The organism is uncultured Microbulbifer sp. (assembly GCF_947489355.1).
GTDB lineage: Bacteria > Pseudomonadota > Gammaproteobacteria > Pseudomonadales > Cellvibrionaceae > Microbulbifer.
Genome location: NZ_CANLDD010000052.1, coordinates 1 through 20,779 on the forward strand (window position 1 = coordinate 1; position 20,779 = coordinate 20,779).

At 56.3% G+C, this 20,779-nt stretch carries 18 protein-coding genes and 1 other RNA gene; 10 read left to right on the forward strand and 9 right to left on the reverse strand.

Annotation, left to right across the window (positions count from 1 at the left end):
• The first annotated feature begins 934 nt into the window (after positions 1 to 934).
• On the forward strand, positions 935 to 1,531 hold the full coding sequence (locus Q1A48_RS16855; protein WP_299947262.1) for a DUF4360 domain-containing protein: 597 nt from the start codon (positions 935 to 937) through the stop codon (positions 1,529 to 1,531).
• A 137-nt stretch (positions 1,532 to 1,668) separates the two neighbouring features.
• On the forward strand, positions 1,669 to 2,265 hold the full coding sequence (locus Q1A48_RS16860) for a DUF4360 domain-containing protein (protein WP_299947265.1): 597 nt from the start codon (positions 1,669 to 1,671) through the stop codon (positions 2,263 to 2,265).
• Between the two features lie 45 nt (positions 2,266 to 2,310).
• Here Q1A48_RS16860 and Q1A48_RS16865 read toward each other — a convergent pair whose 3' ends face one another.
• The 4 genes from Q1A48_RS16865 to Q1A48_RS16880 are packed head-to-tail and all read right to left on the reverse strand — an operon-like array spanning position 2,311 to position 7,882.
• Positions 2,311 to 3,360, reverse strand: a complete 1,050-nt coding sequence (locus Q1A48_RS16865; RefSeq protein WP_299947267.1) for an ABC transporter ATP-binding protein — start codon at positions 3,358 to 3,360, stop codon at positions 2,311 to 2,313.
• 26 nt (positions 3,361 to 3,386) lie between these two features.
• The gene (gene bioA, locus Q1A48_RS16870) at positions 3,387 to 4,658 is read right to left on the reverse strand and encodes an adenosylmethionine--8-amino-7-oxononanoate transaminase (protein WP_299947269.1); all 1,272 of its coding nucleotides are present in this window, start codon (positions 4,656 to 4,658) and stop codon (positions 3,387 to 3,389) included.
• A 51-nt stretch (positions 4,659 to 4,709) separates the two neighbouring features.
• Positions 4,710 to 7,160, reverse strand: coding sequence for an FtsX-like permease family protein (locus Q1A48_RS16875; protein WP_299947271.1), 2,451 nt, complete (start codon positions 7,158 to 7,160; stop codon positions 4,710 to 4,712).
• Entirely contained in the window at positions 7,160 to 7,882 is a 723-nt protein-coding gene (locus tag Q1A48_RS16880; protein WP_299947273.1) for an ABC transporter ATP-binding protein, read from the reverse strand. The genes Q1A48_RS16875 and Q1A48_RS16880 overlap by 1 nt, the downstream gene beginning before the upstream one ends.
• A 44-nt stretch (positions 7,883 to 7,926) precedes the next feature.
• Here Q1A48_RS16880 and Q1A48_RS16885 point away from each other — a divergent pair, with 44 nt between their 5' ends.
• Entirely contained in the window at positions 7,927 to 8,595 is a 669-nt protein-coding gene (locus Q1A48_RS16885) for an arylesterase (protein ID WP_299947276.1), read from the forward strand.
• Between the two features lie 116 nt (positions 8,596 to 8,711).
• A complete protein-coding gene (ttcA, locus tag Q1A48_RS16890) occupies positions 8,712 to 9,632 on the forward strand; it encodes a tRNA 2-thiocytidine(32) synthetase TtcA (protein ID WP_299947279.1) in 921 nt (306 codons plus the stop codon).
• On the opposite strand, the gene Q1A48_RS16895 is transcribed toward ttcA, so the two are convergent.
• Positions 9,514 to 10,122: a hypothetical protein gene (locus tag Q1A48_RS16895; protein ID WP_299947282.1), complete on the reverse strand. Its 609-nt coding sequence runs from the start codon at positions 10,120 to 10,122 to the stop codon at positions 9,514 to 9,516. The genes ttcA and Q1A48_RS16895 overlap by 119 nt on opposite strands.
• Positions 10,123 to 10,327: 205 nt before the next feature.
• On the opposite strand from Q1A48_RS16895, the gene putP reads away from it, so the two are divergent.
• From putP to Q1A48_RS16910, 3 genes are all read left to right on the forward strand, one after another.
• Entirely contained in the window at positions 10,328 to 11,794 is a 1,467-nt protein-coding gene (putP, locus tag Q1A48_RS16900; RefSeq protein WP_299947285.1) for a sodium/proline symporter PutP, read from the forward strand.
• A gap of 153 nt (positions 11,795 to 11,947) precedes the next feature.
• A complete protein-coding gene (locus Q1A48_RS16905; RefSeq protein ID WP_299947287.1) occupies positions 11,948 to 12,460 on the forward strand; it encodes a macro domain-containing protein in 513 nt (170 codons plus the stop codon).
• Between the two features lie 107 nt (positions 12,461 to 12,567).
• The gene (locus Q1A48_RS16910; protein WP_299947289.1) at positions 12,568 to 13,032 is read left to right on the forward strand and encodes an Mpo1-like protein; all 465 of its coding nucleotides are present in this window, start codon (positions 12,568 to 12,570) and stop codon (positions 13,030 to 13,032) included.
• Positions 13,033 to 13,131: 99 nt separating this feature from the next.
• On the opposite strand, the gene Q1A48_RS16915 is transcribed toward Q1A48_RS16910, so the two are convergent.
• Positions 13,132 to 13,617 carry an Lrp/AsnC ligand binding domain-containing protein gene (locus Q1A48_RS16915; RefSeq protein WP_299947290.1) on the reverse strand — a complete coding sequence of 162 codons (486 nt, stop codon included), beginning with the start codon at positions 13,615 to 13,617 and terminating at the stop codon, positions 13,132 to 13,134.
• A 196-nt stretch (positions 13,618 to 13,813) separates the two neighbouring features.
• Here Q1A48_RS16915 and ald point away from each other — a divergent pair, with 196 nt between their 5' ends.
• The gene (gene ald / locus Q1A48_RS16920) at positions 13,814 to 14,959 is read left to right on the forward strand and encodes an alanine dehydrogenase (protein ID WP_299947293.1); all 1,146 of its coding nucleotides are present in this window, start codon (positions 13,814 to 13,816) and stop codon (positions 14,957 to 14,959) included.
• Positions 14,960 to 15,235: 276 nt separating this feature from the next.
• On the opposite strand, the gene Q1A48_RS16925 is transcribed toward ald, so the two are convergent.
• The 3 genes from Q1A48_RS16925 to Q1A48_RS16935 form a co-directional block, all read right to left on the reverse strand.
• Positions 15,236 to 16,588: a phosphate ABC transporter substrate-binding/OmpA family protein gene (locus tag Q1A48_RS16925; protein ID WP_299947295.1), complete on the reverse strand. Its 1,353-nt coding sequence runs from the start codon at positions 16,586 to 16,588 to the stop codon at positions 15,236 to 15,238.
• Between the two features lie 187 nt (positions 16,589 to 16,775).
• Positions 16,776 to 17,492: a 16S rRNA (uracil(1498)-N(3))-methyltransferase gene (locus tag Q1A48_RS16930; protein ID WP_299947297.1), complete on the reverse strand. Its 717-nt coding sequence runs from the start codon at positions 17,490 to 17,492 to the stop codon at positions 16,776 to 16,778.
• A 56-nt stretch (positions 17,493 to 17,548) separates the two neighbouring features.
• Positions 17,549 to 18,391: a 6-carboxytetrahydropterin synthase gene (locus tag Q1A48_RS16935; RefSeq protein ID WP_299947300.1), complete on the reverse strand. Its 843-nt coding sequence runs from the start codon at positions 18,389 to 18,391 to the stop codon at positions 17,549 to 17,551.
• Positions 18,392 to 18,518: 127 nt separating this feature from the next.
• Here Q1A48_RS16935 and ffs point away from each other — a divergent pair.
• Positions 18,519 to 18,616, forward strand: an RNA gene (gene ffs / locus Q1A48_RS16940) — signal recognition particle sRNA small type.
• A 237-nt stretch (positions 18,617 to 18,853) separates the two neighbouring features.
• On the forward strand, positions 18,854 to 20,755 hold the full coding sequence (locus tag Q1A48_RS16945; protein ID WP_299947301.1) for a M2 family metallopeptidase: 1,902 nt from the start codon (positions 18,854 to 18,856) through the stop codon (positions 20,753 to 20,755).
• Positions 20,756 to 20,779: the final 24 nt, after the last annotated feature.

Below are 20,779 nucleotides of genomic sequence, written 5' to 3' on the forward strand. Positions count from 1 at the left end.
CTGATAGCTGTTGCCCAAGGCGAACAGGGCGATGATCTTGCGCTCCAGCTCGTCGGTAAGCTGGGTTTGATGCTTCTCCGGCTTATGATGTTTGATTCCCATTTTGAGTCCTCCGCCTCCTAATTATACGGGTGGACCACTTCAAGGGGGTAGGATCACATGGGCTTCACGGTTCTGTTGAATTTAATTATGAAACAATAATTTCATAAAATTGATTATATTTTCGCATGTAAACTAGTTTAACTAAAGCATCATCATTGCCTGTCGAGTTGGCGTTTCTCATTTTTTGTATAAATAAAATCTCAAATATAAAAATTGATTTGATAAGGAGGCTGCTCCCCAAGAAACCGGTGTATCGTTGAGTTGATTGTGCAATAAACCTATTTGCTTTTGTGGAGTGTCTGTTGGTATATATCAATCTCTTGAAAATACGCAACAAAACTGAAATTTTATTTTTGCGTTTCTTCTAGGCGATTAAACTCGCTTAGAATAGGGTGAAAAATGATCGATGCGAGAGTGTTTTTTAAATGAGTATAATAGAATTACAGTCATACCGAAAACAGCAATGGGGAACTAAGTGCCGGTTCAAGCACAACCGGCAATTATTGCGCCTTTAAGTAGTCAGGGTGTTGAAATGTTCAGTGGAATTTAATAAGAATGCATTTTTGGGTTATCTAAAGAATCTACCGAAAATTCATCCAGGTTGGCAGAGGTTTCATAACCAAGTTTTTAACAGTATGGTTGATAGTAAAATATACAAATATCAGGAATCGCGGTTGGCGATACCCTGATTACCATTGTGTATTCATGAAGCTTGCGGCAGTGTGAATCTGTTCTGGGAAAGAAGTGTCTAGGGTTCTTTTTCGGTAGGGTATACCGCCATCATATTGTTGGAATACCACATCCTGTGGGTTGAAAATAACGGAGAAGATGAATGTATACTAGAGTATTTCCAGTTGTTTTGTGCTTACTGTTCTCATGTGCTGCCATGGGAAAAACCATCATTATAGATGGTCATGAGATAGAAATAGGGCCTATTTCTGCCAATGGTGCAGGTTGCCCTGATGGTACGGTAACCGCGACGGCAAGCGAAGACAACGCAAGAGTGGCTATATTATTCAATAGCTACAGTGCAATTACCAATGCTGCCAACCCAATTGCCCAGTCGGATTGCAATATTGCAATACCATTAAGTATTGATCCGGGTTTTTCTGTGGGTATCCTGGATATTGACTGGCGTGGCACGGTTGTTTCTGCGCTGGGATCCTTTATCAATTTCCACCGCGAATACTTCTTTTCCGGCAGTGAGGGTCCCAGCCACGACTTTAACTGGAATAGTGCTGGGTTCGAGAATTTTTTATTAAATGATCGCCCACCTTTTGTGCACTATTCAAGCTGTGATGGAGAGCCATTGATTGCTCGAGCTGATACGGTGGCTACCGTCATCGGGGCGGACAGCTTATTCTCTTTACGAGCCGCTGATGTGGATTCAAAGCTGCTTCTGCATTTGGATATTATCCCTTGTGGGTAATGCCGGATTAAAGTTGAATGCATTTTTTAGCAGTAATCATGCTTTTCGTTATCTGTAGTTTTGCCGTATACCGTAGAAGTTTGCATTCTTTAGGGGAGGATGGAGTGTAATTTCATTTAATCAATATGGAGAAGAAAATGTTCAATAAAGTAATCCTATCTGTTTTATGTTTGTTGTTTTCAAGTAATGTCGTCAGTAAAGCGGTGGTAATTAATGGGCATGAAATAGAGGTGGGGCCTATTGTTGTGAACGGTTCAGGCTGTCCGGCTGGCACAGTAACAGCCACCGCAACTGATGATAATGAGAATGTTGTTCTCTTGTTCAGTAACTATAGAGCCATTACAAATGATGCCAACCCAGTAGCATTGTCGGACTGTAATATTGCGCTACCACTCAGTGTTGAGCCCGGTTTGTCAGTAGGGATTGTAGATATTGACTGGCGAGGTACGGTAGTTTCGGCGCAGGGTTCTTTTATTAACTTCCATAGGGAATACTTTTTTTCTGGCAGCCAGGGCCCCAACTATGATTCAAACTGGAACAGTGCAGGGTTTCAAAATTTCTTCTTGAATGATGATCCGGTGTTTGCCTACTATTCTGAGTGCAATGGTGAACCATTAATCGCCCGCGCCGATACGGTAGCCACGGTGGTTGGCGCTGACAGCCTGTTTTCATTACGCTCTGCCGATGTGGAGGCGCGATTGATTTTGCATGTCGAAGTGATTCCCTGTGAGTGAGCAGCCACTTGTCCGCTATCCTGCCCGCAAAGTTTATCACGGCGATCAGTCCTCGTTGTGGGCGGTAAAAACCAGGGGCCGGGACAGGCGCAGTGGCACTGCGCTGTCTATTGGGAAATGGTGGGCAGCCTTTAGGGATGTGCTGAAACTGTTTCCACCGGGCAGGCGAAACCTGTACATGGCCTGGTCCCCGAGGAAGCTTTTCTCAACAATATGGGCGAGGACGGCATCCGGGTGATCGCCTGGTATGATATTTTCGCTGCGCACAAAAACCTGTATTTGTTCTCCAGCGGTAAAACCCTCTTGCGGTAGTTTAAGCCTGCCCAGTTGGGTTTCTGCGAGCCCTGTGTGGATAACCCTGCCCTCGAACAGGGTGCCATCGCTGACGATGCGCGCCACGGTAGTATTGGCCGGATGGCGGTAAAGCTGCTCGGGTGTATCCCACTGCTGCAGTTGCCCACCGCTTAATACCCCGAGGGTATCGCCGGCAATAAATGCTTCACTGCGGTCGTGGGTCACGATCATTGCCGGCGTACCCTGTGCGCGCAAAATATGCCGCACTTCCGCGGCGAGGCTGCGGCGCAGTTCGGTATCCAGGTTGGAGAAGGGCTCATCCATCAGCAAAAGGCGCGGCCGCGGTGCCAGTGCGCGGGCCAGGGCAACGCGCTGTTGCTGCCCACCGGAAAGCTGGTGGGGAAACTGTTTGGCATATCCTTGCAGGTGCACCAGCTGCAGCAATTCCGCCACGCGCTCCCGGCGCTCCTGCCCGCCGAGAGACTGGATGCCAAAAGCCACATTGTCGGCAAGATTTAAATGCGGAAACAGCGCGTAATCCTGAAATACCATGCCGATATTGCGTTTCTCCGGAGGTGTCATGGCGCCTGCAGAGGAAATTGTTTTTCCCTCCAGGGTAATAGATCCGCTGACAAGCGGCTGGAAGCCGGCAATTGCCTGGAGAAGCGTGGTTTTGCCACATCCACTCGGCCCCAATAAACAGGCGATCTGCCCTGGTTGCAGGGATAGGGAAACGGATTCGATCACGACCCGGTCACCATAGCGGCATTCCAGGTCGTTTGCGGAGAGTATGGGTTGCACAGGGTTTCTCGGGCGTATTTTTTCTATCAGGCCATTTCGCCGAGCACTTCCACCATCGACGCAGTCAGCTGGGTAAGATCGGCTTCGGCAATAGTATACGGCGGCATGGTATAGACCAGCTTGCCAAAGGGGCGTAGCCAGACACCGCGCTCGATCAACGCCTCCTGTACCCTGGCCATATTCACCGGCTCGCGCATTTCCACTACACCGATGGCACCGAGCGCGCGCACGTCCGCGACGCCCTCTGCCTGTTCGAGCGCTGCCAGCTGCGCTTTGAGTTGGGTCTCGATGCTTTCAACCTTTTGCTGCCAGGGGCTGCTGAGCAATAAATCGATACTGGCATTGGCCACGGCGCAGGCCAGGGGGTTGCCCATAAAGGTGGGGCCGTGCATAAAAACCCCGGCCTCGCCGTGACAGATACCCTCGGCAATACGGTCGCTGCACAGGGCGGCGGCCAGGGTCAGGGTGCCACCGGTGAGGGCCTTGCCCAGGGTGAGAATATCCGGGCTGATAGCGGCATGATCGCAGGCGAACAGTTGACCGCTGCGACCGAAGCCGGTGGCGATTTCATCGGCGATGAGCAGCAGATCGTATTCATCGCAGAGTGCTTTTACCCGGCGCAGGTAGTCCGCCGAGTAAAAACGCATACCGCCGGCACCCTGCACAATGGGCTCCAGGATCACCCCGGCCAGTACATCGTGGTTATGTACAACCAATTTCTCCAACTCGCCGATGTCTTCATCGGAACAGGGCTGGCCGAATGGGGTCCGGGGGGCGGGGGCGAACAGGTGCTGGTTCAGTTGTCCGGCAAACAGGTGGTGCATACCGGTGACAGGATCACAGGTTGCCATGGCCCCAAAGGTATCGCCGTGATAGCCGTTGCGCAGGGCCAGCAGTTTGTTCTTGTTCGGTTTGCCTTGGGCATGCCAAAACTGCAGTGCCATCTTGATCGCCACTTCCACAGAGACCGAGCCGGAATCGGCGAGAAATACCCGGTTGAGTTCCGGTGGGGTGATTTCCACCAGTTTCTTGCACAGTGCAATGGCGGGTTGGTGGGTGAGACCGCCAAACATCACATGGGACATCTGCTCCATCTGCGCGCGCAAGGCATGATTCAGCTCGGGCACATTGTAGCCATGCAGGGCACTCCACCAGGACGACATGCCATCGATCAGGTCGCGGCCATCCTCCAGGAAGATCCTAACCCCTTCAGCGCGCACCACCGGGTACACCGGCGGTGGGTTGAGCAGAGAGGCGTAGGGGTGCCAGATATGGTTGCGGTCGAATTCCAGATCCATAAACAGCTCTATCTCTTTAGTACGGCCAGCAGCCGGGCCACTCTAACGCGTTCAGGCCAGTTCCCGCAGCACTTTCAGTGGTGGCTGGCGCACCGAACTGTAACAGGCCAGGGTGCCGGCGGTGCCCACCAATACGGCGCCAGCCAGCGGACCCAGCAACCACAGAGTGGGGTGTAGTACCAGGGGCAGCTCGAAAACCCTGTGCGACAGTACCAACAGGGTGGCCTCGGCGCCGATGGCGGCGAGCAGGCCGGCGGCACAGCCGAGCAGGCCGAACTCCAGCACCAGGCTTTTCACCAGCAGGCGCCTGCGCCCACCCAGTGTGCGGATAATTGCCGCCTCCTGCAAACGCTCGGCGATACTGGCGCGCACTCCGGCAATCAGTACCAGCACCCCGGCGACCAGCATCAACGCCATCACCGATTCGATGGCGAAAGACACCTGGCCGATGGTGTCGCGGATCCGCAGGATAATCTTGTCCAGCTCTATCACGCTGACACTGGGGTAGCTGCGTACCAGGTCGTTGACCAGCAGCTTGTCTTGCGGGGGCAGGTAAAAGCTGGTGATATAGGTGGCGGGGAAACCCTCCAGTGTGCCCGGCGCGAACAGCATATAGAAGTTCGGGCGCATACTGTTCCAGTCCAGGGAGCGGAAGCTGGCCACCGGGGCTTCCACCTCTAATCCGCCGATGGAAAAGCGCAGGCGGTCGCCGAGGGCCAGATTGAGCTGCGCGGCCAGCTCCACTTCTACCGAAACCCCTTTGCGGGCCTTGTCCCACCACTCGCCTTCGAGGATACGGTTGTCCGGCGCCAGGTTTTCGGTCCAGCTCAGGTTGAGTTCCCGCCGCACACCGTTGGGACGGTCCTTGAGATCCTTTGTGGGGATGTCGTTAATGGCGATCAGACGGCCGCGCACCATCGGGTAAAATTCGCTACTGCTGACGCCTTTCTTATCCAGTATCTGCTGCAGTCCACCTATATCGGTGGGGGTGATATTCAGCAGGAAGTGATTTGGTGCCTTCTCTGGCAGTTGCATGCGCCATTCGTCGATCAGCGCGGTGCGGGCAAAGATCAGGGCTAGCATCGCCAGCAGGCCGGTGCCAAAGGCGGCGATCAGAAGGGTGTTGAAGGCGGCGCGGCGCTGCAGGCTGCCCAGGGCGATGCGCCAGGCACCACCGAGGGCGGCGAGCTTGCCATGCACCAGCAGCTGGTTGACCAGGGCGCTGCCGCCTACCAGCAGCCCCATACCGGCGAGCAGTGCCAGGGTCATGGCCAGGCTGCCCGACAGCCACCAGATCAACAGCAGCATGGCACTTGGGCCGAGGATCAGTCCCAGCCACTCCCGCTGATCGGGGTTGCTCCAATCCTTGCGCAGTGTCTGCATGGGGTCGGTGCGCGCCAGGCGGAACAGGGGCGGCAGGGCAAAACCGAGGGCGCAGGCGAAACCGGTGGCCAGCCCCACCAGCAGCGGACTCCAGTGACTGGGCGGCGGCAGCACCGGGAAGAAGCCGGCCATCAGGTTGACCACCTGGGCCTGGATAACGCTGCCCAGGGCCAGGCCTATGGCAGTGGCGATCAGAGTGAGGGCGGCCAGTTGTCCCAGGTAGATGGTGAGGACTTTGTTGCGTCCGGCACCGAGACTTTTCATGACCGCTACATAGGCAGCGTGGCGCAAACCGTAGCGGCGTGCGGCCAGGCCCACGGCAACACTGGCCAGCAGTACGGCGAGGCTGGCTGCGAGAAACAGGAAGCGCTCGGCACGGTTCAGGGCCGAGGCCACGCGCGGCTGACCCTCGCGCAGATCCAGAACCCGTTGGTGCTCGGTGAGTTGGGGTTTCAGCCAGTCAAAATACTGCTCCAGCACCCGGCCGTCACCGGCAAACAGGTAGCGATAGCGCACCCGGCTGCCGGGCTGGATAACACCGGAGGCCGGCAGGTCATTGACATGCACCAGCAGCCGCGCACCCATATCAAACAGGCTGGTGCCCCGGTCCGGTTCCCGCTCCAACAGCCCCGTCACTTTGAGCTGCGTGTCCCCCAGGTCGATGGCGTCTCCCAGGGTGATCCCCAACAGGGGCAACAGGCGGGGCTCTACCCATGTCTCCCCCGGAGGCGGGCCCTGTTGGGCAGTTTCACTCGGGGCGTCCTGGGCCCGGCGCATCTCCAGGTGGCCCACCAGGGGATAGCCCCCGTCCGCGGCCTTTACCGAGACAAACTGGAACTGGTCGTTGGCGGAAATCATCGAGGCAAACTGGATGGTCTGCCCCTGCGTCAGTCCCCGCGCTTTCGCCTCACCGAGCCAGGCCGGGTCGACCGGCTGGCTGCTGCGCAGAACCCGCTCCGCGGCCAGGAAGCTGAGGGACTGCTGTTCCATGGCGCGGGTCAGGCGGTCGGTGAAGTGGGCGATGGCGGTGACACAGGTCACCGCCAGTACCAGGGCACTGGCGATCAGGGCCAGCTCGCCACCGCGCCAGTCCCTGAAGAGGAGTCGCAGTGGCAGCATCAGGCGGATTCCTCCGGTAGATTGCTTTCATTAGATACCGATGCGCTCTGCTCTGCACACCCGGCGGCCATATACAGGTGCCCGACACAGCGCTCGGCCAGTCGTCGTTCATGGGTGATCAGTACCAGTGTGGTACTGGATTCGGCGTTGAGCTTGAACAACAAGTCGATGATTCTGGCGCCATTGCCCGCGTCAAGGCTGCCGGTGGGCTCGTCGGCAAAGAGGATGGCATCGTCGGCGATGAAGCTGGCGAAAGCGCGCGCGATGGCAACGCGCTGCTGCTCACCGCCCGAAAGCTGGCGGGGGTAGTGACGCAGCCGGTGCTCAAGGCCGACCCGTGCCAGAAATTCCTGCGCGCGCTTGGCAGCGCCGCGTTCCCCGTGCAATTCACTGGGCAGCATGACATTTTCCAGAGCAGTGAGTCCGGGAAGCAGCTGGAAAGTCTGAAACACAAAGCCCACACAGCGGGCGCGCAGGGCCGCGCGCCGCTCCTCGTCCATCGCGGTGATCTCTTCACCCGCCAGCCAGATTCTGCCTTCACTGGGCTTGTCCAGCCCCGCCAGCAGACCGAGCAGGGTGGATTTGCCGGAGCCCGAGGCACCCGTCACCGCAAGGCTTTCCCCGCGCGCCAGTTGCAGGGAGATATTGTTTAATAGGGTCAGTGGCCCTTCGCTGGTGGGAACTCTGTGATACAGGTTTTCAGCCGTGAGAATGGCGGACATACTGTGTTGCCTTTGCGGATTGACACGTTTTTGGAGAGTATGACATGACGACAGCCTTTTTTTTGCGGTTGCTGGCTCAATTCGGCTTGATATTGCTGCTGTCTGTCCCTGCGGGGATCACCCGCGCGAACAGTTCGGAGACCCTGCTGGTATTGGGTGACAGTATCAGTGCGGCCTATGGTATCGATGAGGCGCGGGGCTGGGTGCAGCTGCTGCAGGAGCGCTTGCAGGAGCGCGGCAGGCCCGTCAGGGTGGTCAATGCCAGCATCAGCGGCGAGACCACCTCCGGTGGTTTGACCCGCCTGCCGCGCCTGATGCAGGCGCACAGCCCGCGCTGGCTGATTGTGGAATTGGGTGGCAACGACGGCCTGCGGGGCTACCCACCGCAGACCCTGCAGCGCAATCTGCAGGCCATGGTGAAACTGGCGAAGGACGCCGGCACCGAGGTATTGTTATTGGGGATGCGGATCCCCCCCAACTACGGCCGCGCCTATACCAATGCATTTGCCGCCGTCTACCCCAGAGTGGCAAAAGCCGAGCAGGTGGCGTTGGTACCCTTCTTTCTGGAGACGGTGGCCCTGCGGGAGGGTGCCATGCAGTCCGATGGTATCCACCCTACCGCCAAGGCCCAGCCGGCACTGTTGGAACACGTTTGGCCCTGTGTCGAATCCCTGCTGGCAGAGAGCGGCAAAGACGGGTCGTGTACTCCGTGATCGAAATGCGTACAATCGCGCCCCCGGATACTGAAAGCGCACAGGGACCCTGTTGACGCGATACGGGGATCGCAGCCCGGTCATCGGTAGTGAATTAGTCAGGTCAGAGAGACACCATGTCCGCATTGGATAACCGCCGCGAGCGGCTCGAATTCAACAAGCTTCAGAAACGCCTGCGCCGCCAGGTGGGTCGCGCCATCGCCGACTTCAATATGATTGAAGCGGGCGACAAAATTATGGTCTGCCTGTCCGGTGGTAAGGATTCCTATGCCATGCTGGATATCCTGCTGAACCTGCAGAAAACCGCACCGGTGGCGTTTGAGCTGGTGGCGGTGAATATGGACCAGAAGCAGCCGGGCTTTCCGGAGCATATCCTGCCGGAGTACTTGCGCTCTCTGGGGGTGCCGCACCATATCGTGGAGAAAGACACCTATTCGGTGGTGCGGGAAGTGGTGCCCGAGGGCAAGACGACCTGCAGCCTCTGCTCCCGATTGCGCCGCGGTACCCTGTACGGTTTCGCCGAGAAAATAGGTGCCACCAAGGTGGCGCTGGGCCATCACAAGGACGATATCGTCGAGACGCTGTTCCTGAACCTGTTTTACGGCGGCAGGCTCAAGGCAATGCCCCCCAAACTGCGTGCCGACGACGGGCGCAATATCGTGATCCGCCCCTTGGCCTACTGCCGGGAAGCGGATATTGCCCGGTTTGCCGGATACCGGGCTTTCCCGATTATCCCCTGCAACCTGTGCGGCAGCCAGGAGAACCTGCAGCGGCAGGCGATCAAGCAGATGGTGCGGGAATGGGATGGGAAATATCCCGGGCGCTGCGAAAACATCTTTGCGGCGTTGACAAGGGTATCCCCATCACAACTGGCGGACAGGGAGCTCTACGACTTTAAAAGCCTGGCGCTGGACCGTTCTACGCTGTCGGCTGCCGGGCGCCGCGACCATTCAGACCACCGCTGCCGGGTGAATTCCTGGGTGCCGGAGGATGCGCGGGAAGTTGTGCCCCAGCATATCGAGGCGCGGAATCTGTAGGGTCGGCACCGCTCACCAGTTGGGCGTAGCTGCATTCGAAATCCTGGGTTGTGGCACTGGGACCGTGATGGAAGTGCTGGTGCCAGAGCTGCGCCATCAGGGTGACATTGGCGGCGTCCGCCTCCTCGATTTTATGCACATCGGCAGAGCGATAGATCAGCCAGGCGATCGCCGTGGCGTAGCGGAGGTTGGTGGTAAGTTCGCTGTGTGGGTGATCGAGGAAGTCCCGCTGGCTGGCGAGACCGCGTACCTTGGAGGCCAGTGGAGGATAATCAATCAGGTAGTGATCCCAGATCTCCCGGTGCGTATGCGGTTGGATTTGATAGATGCCCAATCCATGGCGCCGTCCCTGCTTGAGATGAAAACCCAGTTGTGACTCCTGTGCGGCCGTTCCCAGCAGGAGATTTTCCATGCCCAGGTTCCAGGCTCTCAGGTGTTGCAGGGTCGGACGGATGACCTGGAGGCGCAACTCGTCCAGACAGATGCCCATAGTGTTGTCTTTTTTCTGTAGGTGTCCTCAATATTTAGTTTATGGATTGAGTTGGCGCCACCTAATGGGTAGATTTACGCGAAATAAACATAACGATTCCTGAAGTGGTGCCAACTCCGTAGTGCAATGTGCCGAAAAGCCAGCGGGGCGTCAGAGAGTTTGCCTTTTCTGGCCACCACTCCACTTTGAGCAAAAGGAACTCCCTATGCCCGCACAGTGGCTCATTGCCCTAACCTTTGTTGCCTACCTGGCCCTGATCCTGGTGATCGGTGCCTACGCTTATCTGCGCACCAAAAATGCCAGCGATTATTTCCTTGGCGGCCGCTCTTTGCCGCCGGCGGTGGCGGCCCTGTCTGCCGGGGCTTCCGATATGAGCGGCTGGCTCCTGCTGGGGCTGCCCGGCGCCGCCTATGCTGCCGGCCTTTCCGCCGGCTGGATTGCGATTGGCCTCTTTTCTGGCATTGTGCTCAGCTGGGTCAGTATGGGGCGCCGGCTGCGTGTGTATACCTATGCGCTGGACGATGCACTGACGGTGCCGGCCTATCTCCATCGCCGTTTCAGGATGGGGCACCCCTATCTGCGCACGGTATGCGCCGCTTTCATTCTGCTGTTTTTCCTTTTCTATGTGGCCTCGGGTCTGATTGCCGGCGGCAAATTATTTGAGGCGGTCTTCGGTTGGGATTACCGCTGGGCAGTCATTACCGGTGCCGTGGCGGTGATTTCCTACACGCTGTTTGGCGGCTTTCTGGCGGTGTCCTGGACCGATGTCTTCCAGGGGCTTTTGATGAGTGTCGCGCTGATCGCTGTGCCACTGGTGGTGATCTCTGATCATGGGGGTTTTGCAGACAGTTGGAGCAGATTGCAGGCAAGCGTGCCGGAATTGACACACTGGATGACGGACAGTACGGGTCAGGCTCTGGGCCTGGTGGCGATTTTAAGTTCCCTGGCCTGGGGGCTTGGCTATTTCGGCCAGCCCCATATTCTGGCGCGCTTTATGGCTGTGCGCAGTCCGCAGGATGTGCCCGCAGCGGCAACCGTGGCAGCAATCTGGTCCCTGATCGGATTCCTGGGCGCCATGGCTGTGGGCCTCATTGCCCACCTGCAGATTCAACAGGGCCTGCCCGACGGTGAAAAAGTGTTCATGGAACTGGTACAGGTTTTGTTCCACCCGATCGTTGCCGGAATACTGTTGGCAGCGATTCTCTCTGCCATTATGAGTACTGCCGATTCCCAGTTACTGGTTTCCTCCGCGGCTTTGGCAGAAGATATTTATCATGTCTGGCTCGGTCGCAAAACCAGCCCGGAGGCGATGGTCAAAGTCGGGCGTTGGGCGGTTGTGGCGCTGTCGCTGGTGGCGGTGTGGATCGCTATGGACAAGGATTCCAACGTGCTGGATGTGGTGGGTTATGCCTGGGCCGGGCTGGGCGCCGCCTTTGGCCCGACCCTGTTGATCAGTCTCTACTGGCCCCGTATGACCGGCAGTGGCGCGATTGCCGGAGTGATTGTGGGTGGCGTGACGGTCGTTGTCTGGGAACAGTTGTCCGGCGGACTATTTGAAGTCTATGAACTGCTGCCGGGTTTTATTTTTTCTACAACTGCTATCTTGATAGTTAGCGCGCTGACAAAATGCCCGCAAGCCGTGTCCTCACAGTACAAGAGACTGCTCGGGTGACCCGGTGGGTGAATGCTTGCCAACTCCGCCCTGAATGGGTCGCAAGCCAGCCAGTTGTGCTGAAGGGCGTGCCTGTACCAAGGGCGCGGCTGTTGTGAAGAGAAAAGGATTTCCATCCGCAGCGTTTATGCAATTAGCGGTTGGAGATACTGAGTGATCGAAGTTTACCTCGGCGATATCACCCGGCTCAATGTCGATGTCATCGTCAATGCCGCCAATACCCGCCTGCTCGGCGGGGGCGGTGTGGATGGAGCCATTCACCGCGCAGCTGGCCCCAGGCTGCTTAGGGTCTGTCGCGACCTCGGGGGCTGCCCGGTCGGCGAGGTCCGTGCCACCAGTGCTTTTTCCATTCCCGTAAAACGTATTTACCATACCGTCGGGCCGGTTTGGCGCGGCGGGCGCCTCGGTGAATCGGAGTTGCTGGCCAGTTGTTACAGCCACTGCCTGACCCTGGCGCGACGGGAAAACATGCGCTCCATTGCCTTCCCCGCAATCAGCTGCGGTATCTATGATTATCCTCCCAGGCTCGCAGTGAAGATTGCTGTTCAGCAGATAAAGCGTCATCTCGGGGGTGAGTGTGAGCCGCGGAGCATTGTTTTTTGCTGTTTTGATCAGGAGATAGCCGATCTCTATCACGCCCAGTTGGATGCGCACGTGCGGCGATGAACAGTGTGTTTCAGGTCGTTTCTGGTATTTTGGGCCATGGGAGGGATAGGGCCAAAGTGTCGAGGGTGATCAATAGCCCGGCAGTAGAATAAGGACAAGAGGTTGTCATGCGCAGTGTGCAGCAATGGTTTGCCGAATACGGTGAGAGCCACCAGAATCCCGTCAACAAATCCATACACTGGTTTGCGGTACCGGTGATTTACGCAGCAATTACGGGTCTCTTGTGGGCCATTCCGCAACCGCAATTTATGACGGCGATTCCCTGGCTGAACTGGGCCGTTGTAGCCACAGTGCCGGTGTTGCTGTTTTATGTCGCCCTGTCTTTCCCTATTGCGCTGGGCATGACGGCGCTTACGGTTGTCTGCCTGTGGGCCTGGTCTTTGCTGCAGCGTTTGGGTATTTCCGTCTGGCAGACAGCCTTGGGTCTGTTTGTGGTGATGTGGATCTTTCAGTTTGTCGGCCATGCTATCGAAGGGAAAAAGCCAGCCTTTTTTAAGGATCTCCAATTTTTGCTGATCGGGCCGGCCTGGGTTATTGCGTTTATTTATCGAAAACTTGGCATTCGCTACTGACGCCCGCCCTCCATAAAAAAGAGGCAGCCTGGTCTCAGGGCAGGCCCAAGGCCATCGCCTATATCCGCAGACTCTTTGCAGGCTTCGGGAGCCTTTACATCAGCGATTGTAGTGTACCGGCACTTCCAGAGTCTCCTTGACCTCCTCCATTACGACATAGCTGGTGCATTCCTGAACCTCTGGTAAAGTCAGCAGGGTCTCGCCATAAAATTTGCGATAGGCGCTCATATCTGCCACACGGGCCTTGATCAGGTAGTCGAAGTTACCTGAAACCAGATAGCACTCCTGCACCTCCGGCAGTGCAGCCACAGCGTTGCGAAATTCCTCGAAGGCATCCTGGGCAGAGCGGTTGAGGCGGATTTGTACGAAAACCACCAGTGCCGCATCCAGAAACTCCGGGTTGATCAGGGCAGTGTATCCTTGAATGACGCCATCGCTTTCCAGCCGCCTGACCCGTTCAACACAGGGTGTGGCCGTCAACCCCACCTGGCGGGCCAGTTCTGCGTAGCTGGTGCGGCCGTTTTTCTGCAGAACCCGCAGGATATTGCGGTCCACGGTATTGAGTTCTCCAGCGCGTTTGCGCATGCCTCTGCCTCCCTCCTGGGTGATCAGCTTAAAAACTGAGCTCTTCTTCAAGACTATTAGTGGATTCTATTATTTTTTAAAAAAAAACAACAGAAATCCACTTCATGGGTGGCTCTATACTGGGTTAAACATAGGAATAAGGTGCCCCTTTTGCAATGTTGCAGAGCGTGTACCAGAGAGAGTGAGGAGCAGAAAAATGCTGATTGGCGTGCCGAAAGAAATTAAGAACCATGAATACCGCATTGGCCTGACGCCAGCGAGTGCGCGCGAACTGGTTGGTCACGGCCACCGGGTTATTGTACAGAAGGGCGGCGGCGCTGCGATCGGTTTTACCGATGCAATGTACCTGCAGGTTGGAGCCGAAATCCTCGATACTGCGGAGGAAATTTTTGCCACTGCCGATATGATCGTCAAGGTCAAAGAGCCGCAGCCCAATGAGTGCGAGATGCTGCGTCCGGGTCAGTTACTCTACACCTATCTGCACCTGGCACCCGACCCCAAGCAAACCGAATTGCTGGTGAAGTCCGGTGCTACCTGTATCGCTTACGAAACGGTCACCGACCGCTTCGGCGGCCTGCCGTTGCTGGCACCTATGTCCGAAGTTGCCGGGCGTATGTCCGTGCAGTGTGGCGCCCACCACCTGGAGAAAGCGCAGGGTGGCCTCGGAGTGCTGTTGGGCGGTGTACCCGGTGTGGCTCCTGCCAGAGTCCTGATTATCGGAGGCGGGGTTGTAGGGACCAACGCGGCCAAAATGGCGCTGGGCTTGGGCGCTGATGTCACTATTTTGGATCGCTCCCTGCCCCGCCTGCGCCAGCTGGATGATATCTTTGGTGGTGCTGTGCGCACTGAGTACTCCACCAGCGATGCTATTGAACAACATGCTCTGGAAGCAGACCTGGTGGTGGGTGCGGTCCTCATCCCGGGAGCTGCAGCGCCCAAATTGTTGACACGCGATATGATCAGCCGCATGAAAAAAGGTGCTGTTGTCGTGGATGTGGCCATTGACCAGGGCGGCTGCTTCGAGACCTCCAAGGCGACCACTCACCAGGAGCCCACTTACGTGGTGGATGGTGTCGTGCACTACTGTGTGGCCAATATGCCCGGCGGCGTTGCGCGCACCTCCACTATGGCGCTGAATAATGCCACGCTGCCTTTTGCGGTAGCGCTGGCCAACAAGGGTGCGAAACAGGCGCTGCTGGACGATGCCAACCTGCTGGAAGGTTTGAACGTGCACGCTGGCATGGTGACTTACAAAGCGGTTGCCGATGTACTGGGCTACGAGTATGTAGATCCGAAACTGGCTCTGCAAAAAATGGCCCAGAGACAAGAAGCTGTCGCCTGATCAATTTGCGGCTGCCTTGCAGCCGCCTTTTGAACAACAGGGCAGTAACGCGCCTGTTAGTTTTGTGCGGGTGTTTTCCCCGGAGCGCTTTTACGGCGTTCCTCTCTGTGAGACCTGATGGCTCTACGGCCATCGATGGATAGCCGCGTTTTTACGCGGCTTTTTTTGTAATAGGGTTGAAGCGTTGGTTTTTACTGTCCTGGGTGATTGATTCAAGTCAGTCAGGTTGTGTTGCCGGGGATTTTCTTTTTGCCAGGGGAGCCCACCAGTGAATGGTTAAAGCAGCCAAACTTCTACCCTGCGGTTTTTGATTTTTGCCTTGGATTTATTTGAGACGACAGGTAGGTAGGCGCCAAACCCCTGTACCGGTGCTGTGTTGATCCGGTGGTGGTGAAGTGCGGAGCGAACTGTTACCGCACGAAGTTTAGACAATACAACAGAGCGCTCTGCACTGGCCTTCTCATCCCCAAAACCGATCAACAATAATTGGCGATCCCGGTTTTGCGGCTTTTGCATATACTCCGTCAGCCTCTGGATATCCTGTTGTGCTTTATTGTCCAGGGTGGCGCTACCCTTTGCAAAGCGGAAGTTGACACTCAGGCGCTCGGCTTTTTGGGTCAATGCAAGATAATTCTCAGGGCCTTCCCGCGTGCTTGCGGGTTTGATGCTGATAGGGGTTTGGGAGATAAAACCGGTGGTTTTTACTTGCTCCTGGCCCGCCTCGCTCTGCACAAAGTGCAGAAACTCCTCTGCTGTCGGTTTAAGGGAATAAGCCGGGGTGTACAGAAACAGGCGGCGTGAAAGGGGGTAGTCTTCGGTTGCGATGGTGAGATGCTGTGGGGCTTGGGGCTGGGTGTCCTGATCGGAAACAGCGATGGCTCTGGCGTGGCGAATCGATGCCAATCCGACAAATCCGATTCCGGTTAGGTCGGCGGCAACCCTGTCGGAGAGCTGGTCGTTGGATTCGAATCGTTCGGCGTTTTCAATCAGGCTGTAACCCTTACCAAATACCAGGGATTTAAACGTGTCCCAGGTGCCGGACTGGTTGTCACGGGCGTAAACTTTGATGTGGCCGCGGTGCCCACCGACTTGAGACCAATTGGTAATCTCACCGGAGAAAACCGCCGCAATTTGCTGCAAGGTCAGGTGTTTCACTGGATTGTCCGGATGCACAATAATGGCAATGCCATCAATGGCAATAACATGTTCTGCACGCTTGCTGCGCATATCCCCAAGCCGGCTTAATGATACCAATTCCGAGGCCTTGATTGGCCGGGAGGCCATGGCGATGTCTGCTTGTGACTGTTCAAGCCCTTTGAAACCGGTGCTGGAACCGTGCGCAGCAATATCAATAAAAACTTTCTGGTTTCCAAGATCCGCCTGAATACGTAGCTCGTTGATTGTGCTGAGCGGCGTGGAACGGATGTTTCGTGCACCTTTTGCGGCAAGATAGTCGCGAATCAGATTGGGTGCCAGTTGAGCCCCAATGGTGTTGGAGCCGTGCAGGGTAAATAAGAGACCGGTGGTGTTTGGGCCGAAAGCAGGGGATTCCGTTGAGGCTGCGGAGGTCAGCGTCAGCCCGAATGACAGTATCAATGTGCGGCACAACCGGTGAAGGAGCAGGTACATAACAGTTTGACCTTAAGGCAGTAAAACGAGGGCGAAAAGTATGTCCTTTTTGTGACAAAATGATGAAATGTTGATTGTAGGTATGTCAAAAAGTGCAGCGGAAATCCTCCTGGAAGGGGATTGAATAACGCGTGTTTCTCTTGGCGGCAATTCTGCGCCCAATCCGGGGAAAGAAAGTCAGCAGAATTTAGCGGGCGGGAAACAGCCGGCTCACCAGTACGGGCAGCACCGTTTCCACTTTGAGAATACGCGGCCCCAAATGCACGGAGTGAAAGCCGGCCTCCTGTAGTTTTTGCACTTCATAGGGGATAAAGCCGCCCTCGGGGCCAATTGCCAGGGTGGTTGTTTCATCGATATCAATAGGGCACTGCGCACCACCTACCGGGTGGGCAAGCAATTTTCGTGAGCCGGCTGTCAGTTCGGGCAGCTCATCCTCCACAAAGGGCTTGAAGCGTTTGCGCAGAATAATATCCGGCATTCGGGTATCAATCGCCTGTTCCAGTCCCAGCAGGCATTGTTTGTGAATCTTGTCCCGCTCGAGGCAGGGCGTTTGCCAATAAGACTTCTCCACGCGGTAGCTATTGAGCAGGATCACCTTTTTCACACCCAGCGCTGTGACATGCTGAATAACACGCTTTAGCATCTTAGGGCGCGGTAACGCCAAAACCAAAGTCAGGGGCAGGGCAGGGGGAGGGGGGTGTTGTAATTCCACCTTGAGTTCCACACGCTGGTCGGTGAGCGCGGTGATTGTCCCAAAGCCGATATCGCCATTTAATAGCCCAACGCGCAGCCGCTGGCCGGGCTCGGCCTTGTGTACCCGGATAATATGTTCCAGCCTGCGACCGGTCAGGCGAACAAGTCCGGCGCTGATGAAATCCGTTTCCTGTAAAACAATCAGGTTCAAAATCGGGTAGCCTCGACTTGTTGCAGGCAATCACTTCGGATATGCGATAGCACAGCTTATTGTTGTGCAGAGGCAATGGCCCCTTTGCCCAGTCCCTCGTAAGCGCGCACAGTAATTTCTTGGCCCGGTAATTCCCCGGCCAGGGTATTGGCAATATATTGGGCCAGTTGTTCGACGGTAGTATCGCAGTCAATGACCACACAACAGCGCGAGGGAAGCGCCAGGGTGAAGCGCCCCTGTTGCGCCTGATAGGCAAAACGTAAGGTTTTTGGGTCTTCCCCCTGTAAATCCTCGCGCGTGCCCAGATAGATATCCCTCCAGCGTTGCGCCCATTGCTGTTCCAGTTCTCGGCTGCGTTGGCCCCCGACAAAAACCTGGATACGGGAACGGTGGCCGTGGGCGATGCGCTGGCAGTTGCCAAGATGTTTTTTCAGTCCGTGACTGTAATGGTAAAAGGCGCCCTCGATTGTCTCGCTATCGAAGGAGAGCTTCAACTGATCGACATGGGTCGGGAAGGCGCCCGCCATTTGCCGAACACTCCAGTTTGCAACCGCCTGTGGGTGAATGCTTTCTGTTTCCACCAGGGCAAAAGCTTGTTCCGGGCCGGACACCGAAATTTGCTCTCCGCTGGCCAGTGGCCAAATGAGTGATATCTGGCCACCGTGGTTTGCCAGCTCCAAGTCGGGGGACAGGGTGGGCACCAGGAGGCGGTGGTCGAGCTGGTCATCGAGCCAGTGACGAAGGGTTTTTTTGACAATACCAAAATCACATACCATACCCTGGCTGTCGAGAGCGCCATCCAAGGTGGTATTTGCCAGCCAGGTTTCCCCCACCAGGCCGCGCTGCCGGTCCAGGTAGCTGAAATCAATATTGATTAAATTGTCGACAAACAGGTGCATATATCACTCTTTGCATGGGCGGGATTGTCAGCGAGTATTATAACCTGCTGATGGGGCTGGAACTCGTGCCTTTATCCCTCTATAATCGCGCCCTCTTCGGGAGTACCGAGGATCGTTGTGGCGGCCCCTCCGGTCCCTTCGCAATGAGAAACTGCGAACCCCGCCAGGCCCGGAAGGGAGCAACGGTAGCAGTGACATCATGTGCCGAAGGTGTTGCTGGTCGGGCTGCCTCCATTCCGCTTTTCCCCATTTTCCGCTCTATCCAGCCGCTTGCAGGCAGCGATTCCCCGTATTTTGGAGTTGTGCGCCAGACAAACGTATTTTCCCCCGGAAATAGCACAAAAAAACGTATTTTGTGTCGATCTGGGCTCAACATCGGCGTTCCCATCGAAGAAAACGGATTCCTTGTGCTATAAACGGCGACAGTTTTCACACGACAAATAATGATGATGTGAGGGGAAGATGAAAAAAGTTGCTTTTGCTATTGCGGCTGCAGTAGCGCTCGCTGCCTGTGACGGCAGCCAAAGGGCTTCGGAATCGGTTGAAGGAACACAGGTCATGGCGGAGCGACCGGCGGCAGAGGCCAATACGGCTGCACTCACTGCCAAAGATGCCAAGATTTTTCTCGAGGATGCCCAGGCCCGCCTGGCAAAGATGGCGGAAGAGGTGAGCCATGCTGCCTGGCTGGCCTCAACCTATATCAATGTGGATTCCCAGTATGTGGAAGCCCTGGCCTCCGAGCGCTACACAACTCTGGCTGTGGCACTGGCTTCAGAGGCCGCGCAGTTTAATCAGCTTGATTTGGATCCGGATACGCGCCGCAAACTCACCCTGCTGAAGCAGGGGTTGGTATTCCCGGCCCCTAAAGATCCTGAACTGACCGCTGAGCTTGCCCAGATTGGTTCAAAAATGCAGGGTATGTACGGTGCCGGTAAATACTGCCGGGATGCTGAGGGCGTGGAGAAATGCTATACCCTGACGGAAATGGGGCGGATGATGGCGACGAACCGCGAGCCGGAACTGCTGAAGGACCTGTGGGTTGGGTGGCGCAAGGTGTCCCCTCCCATGAAACCCCTGTATGAACGGCAGGTTGAGATTGGCAATGCGGGAGCCCGGGAACTGGGTTACGATAATTTGAGTGATTTCTGGCGTTCCAAGTACGATATGGAACCCGATGCCTTTGCCGCTGATATGGATGCCCAGTGGAATAAGGTAAAACCCCTGTATGAAGCCCTCCACTGTCATGTGCGCGCCAAGCTGAACGAGCACTACGGCGATGCGGTAGTGCCGTCCCAGGGCAAGATTCCGGCACACCTGCTCGGAAATATGTGGGCGCAGGAATGGGGCAATGTCTATGACCTGGTCAAAGAGGAGGATATGCAGGCACCCTATGATCTGACCCAACTGGTAGTCGACGCCGGGATGAGTGAACGGGATATGGTCAAGGCGGGTGAAGAGTTCTTTACTTCCCTGGGCTTTGAGCCACTACCGGAAACCTTTTGGCAGCGCTCACAGTTTACCCAGCCCCGTGACCGGGATGTTGTTTGTCACGCCAGTGCATGGAATATGGATGGCCAGGACGATATCCGTATCAAGATGTGCATCAACAAGACTGGCGAAGACCTGGTGACGATTCACCACGAACTGGGGCACAATTTTTACCAGCGCATCTACAAGGACCAGCCTTTCCTCTACAAAGAGGGTGCCAATGACGGCTTCCATGAAGCCGTGGGCGATACCATTGCGCTGTCGATTACCCCGAAGTACCTCAAGGAAATTGGCCTGATGGACGAGGTGCCGGATGAAAGCAAGGATCTCGGCTATTTGATGCAGCAGGCGCTGGATAAGATTGCCTTTTTGCCGTTCGGCCTGATGGTGGACAAGTGGCGCTGGCAGGTATTCAACGGAGAGGTGAAGCCTTCGGATTACAACAAGGCCTGGTGGAAGCTGCGGGAGGAATACCAGGGTATCGAAGCCCCGGTCGAGCGCTCGGAGGCGGACTTTGATCCGGGTGCCAAGTATCACATACCGGGCAACACGCCCTATGCGCGCTACTTCCTCGCCCGCATCCAGCAGTTCCAATTTCACCGTGCGCTGTGCGAGGCTGCCGGCGAGACCGGGCCACTACACCGCTGTTCCATTTATAAAAACGATGAGGCGGGTAAAAAGTTGCGCGCCATGCTGGCCATGGGCGCCAGCAAACCCTGGCCGGATGCTATGGAAGCCCTGACAGGGCAGCGCGACCTGGATGCCTCTGCGATTATCGATTACTTCCAGCCTTTGATGGCCTATCTGGAGACGCAGAACCAGGGGCGCCAGTGCGGTTGGGAGCCGGCAGCGGAGCTTGGAAGCGCTGGCCAATAAGTTTGCGCATCGGGCAATCCAACA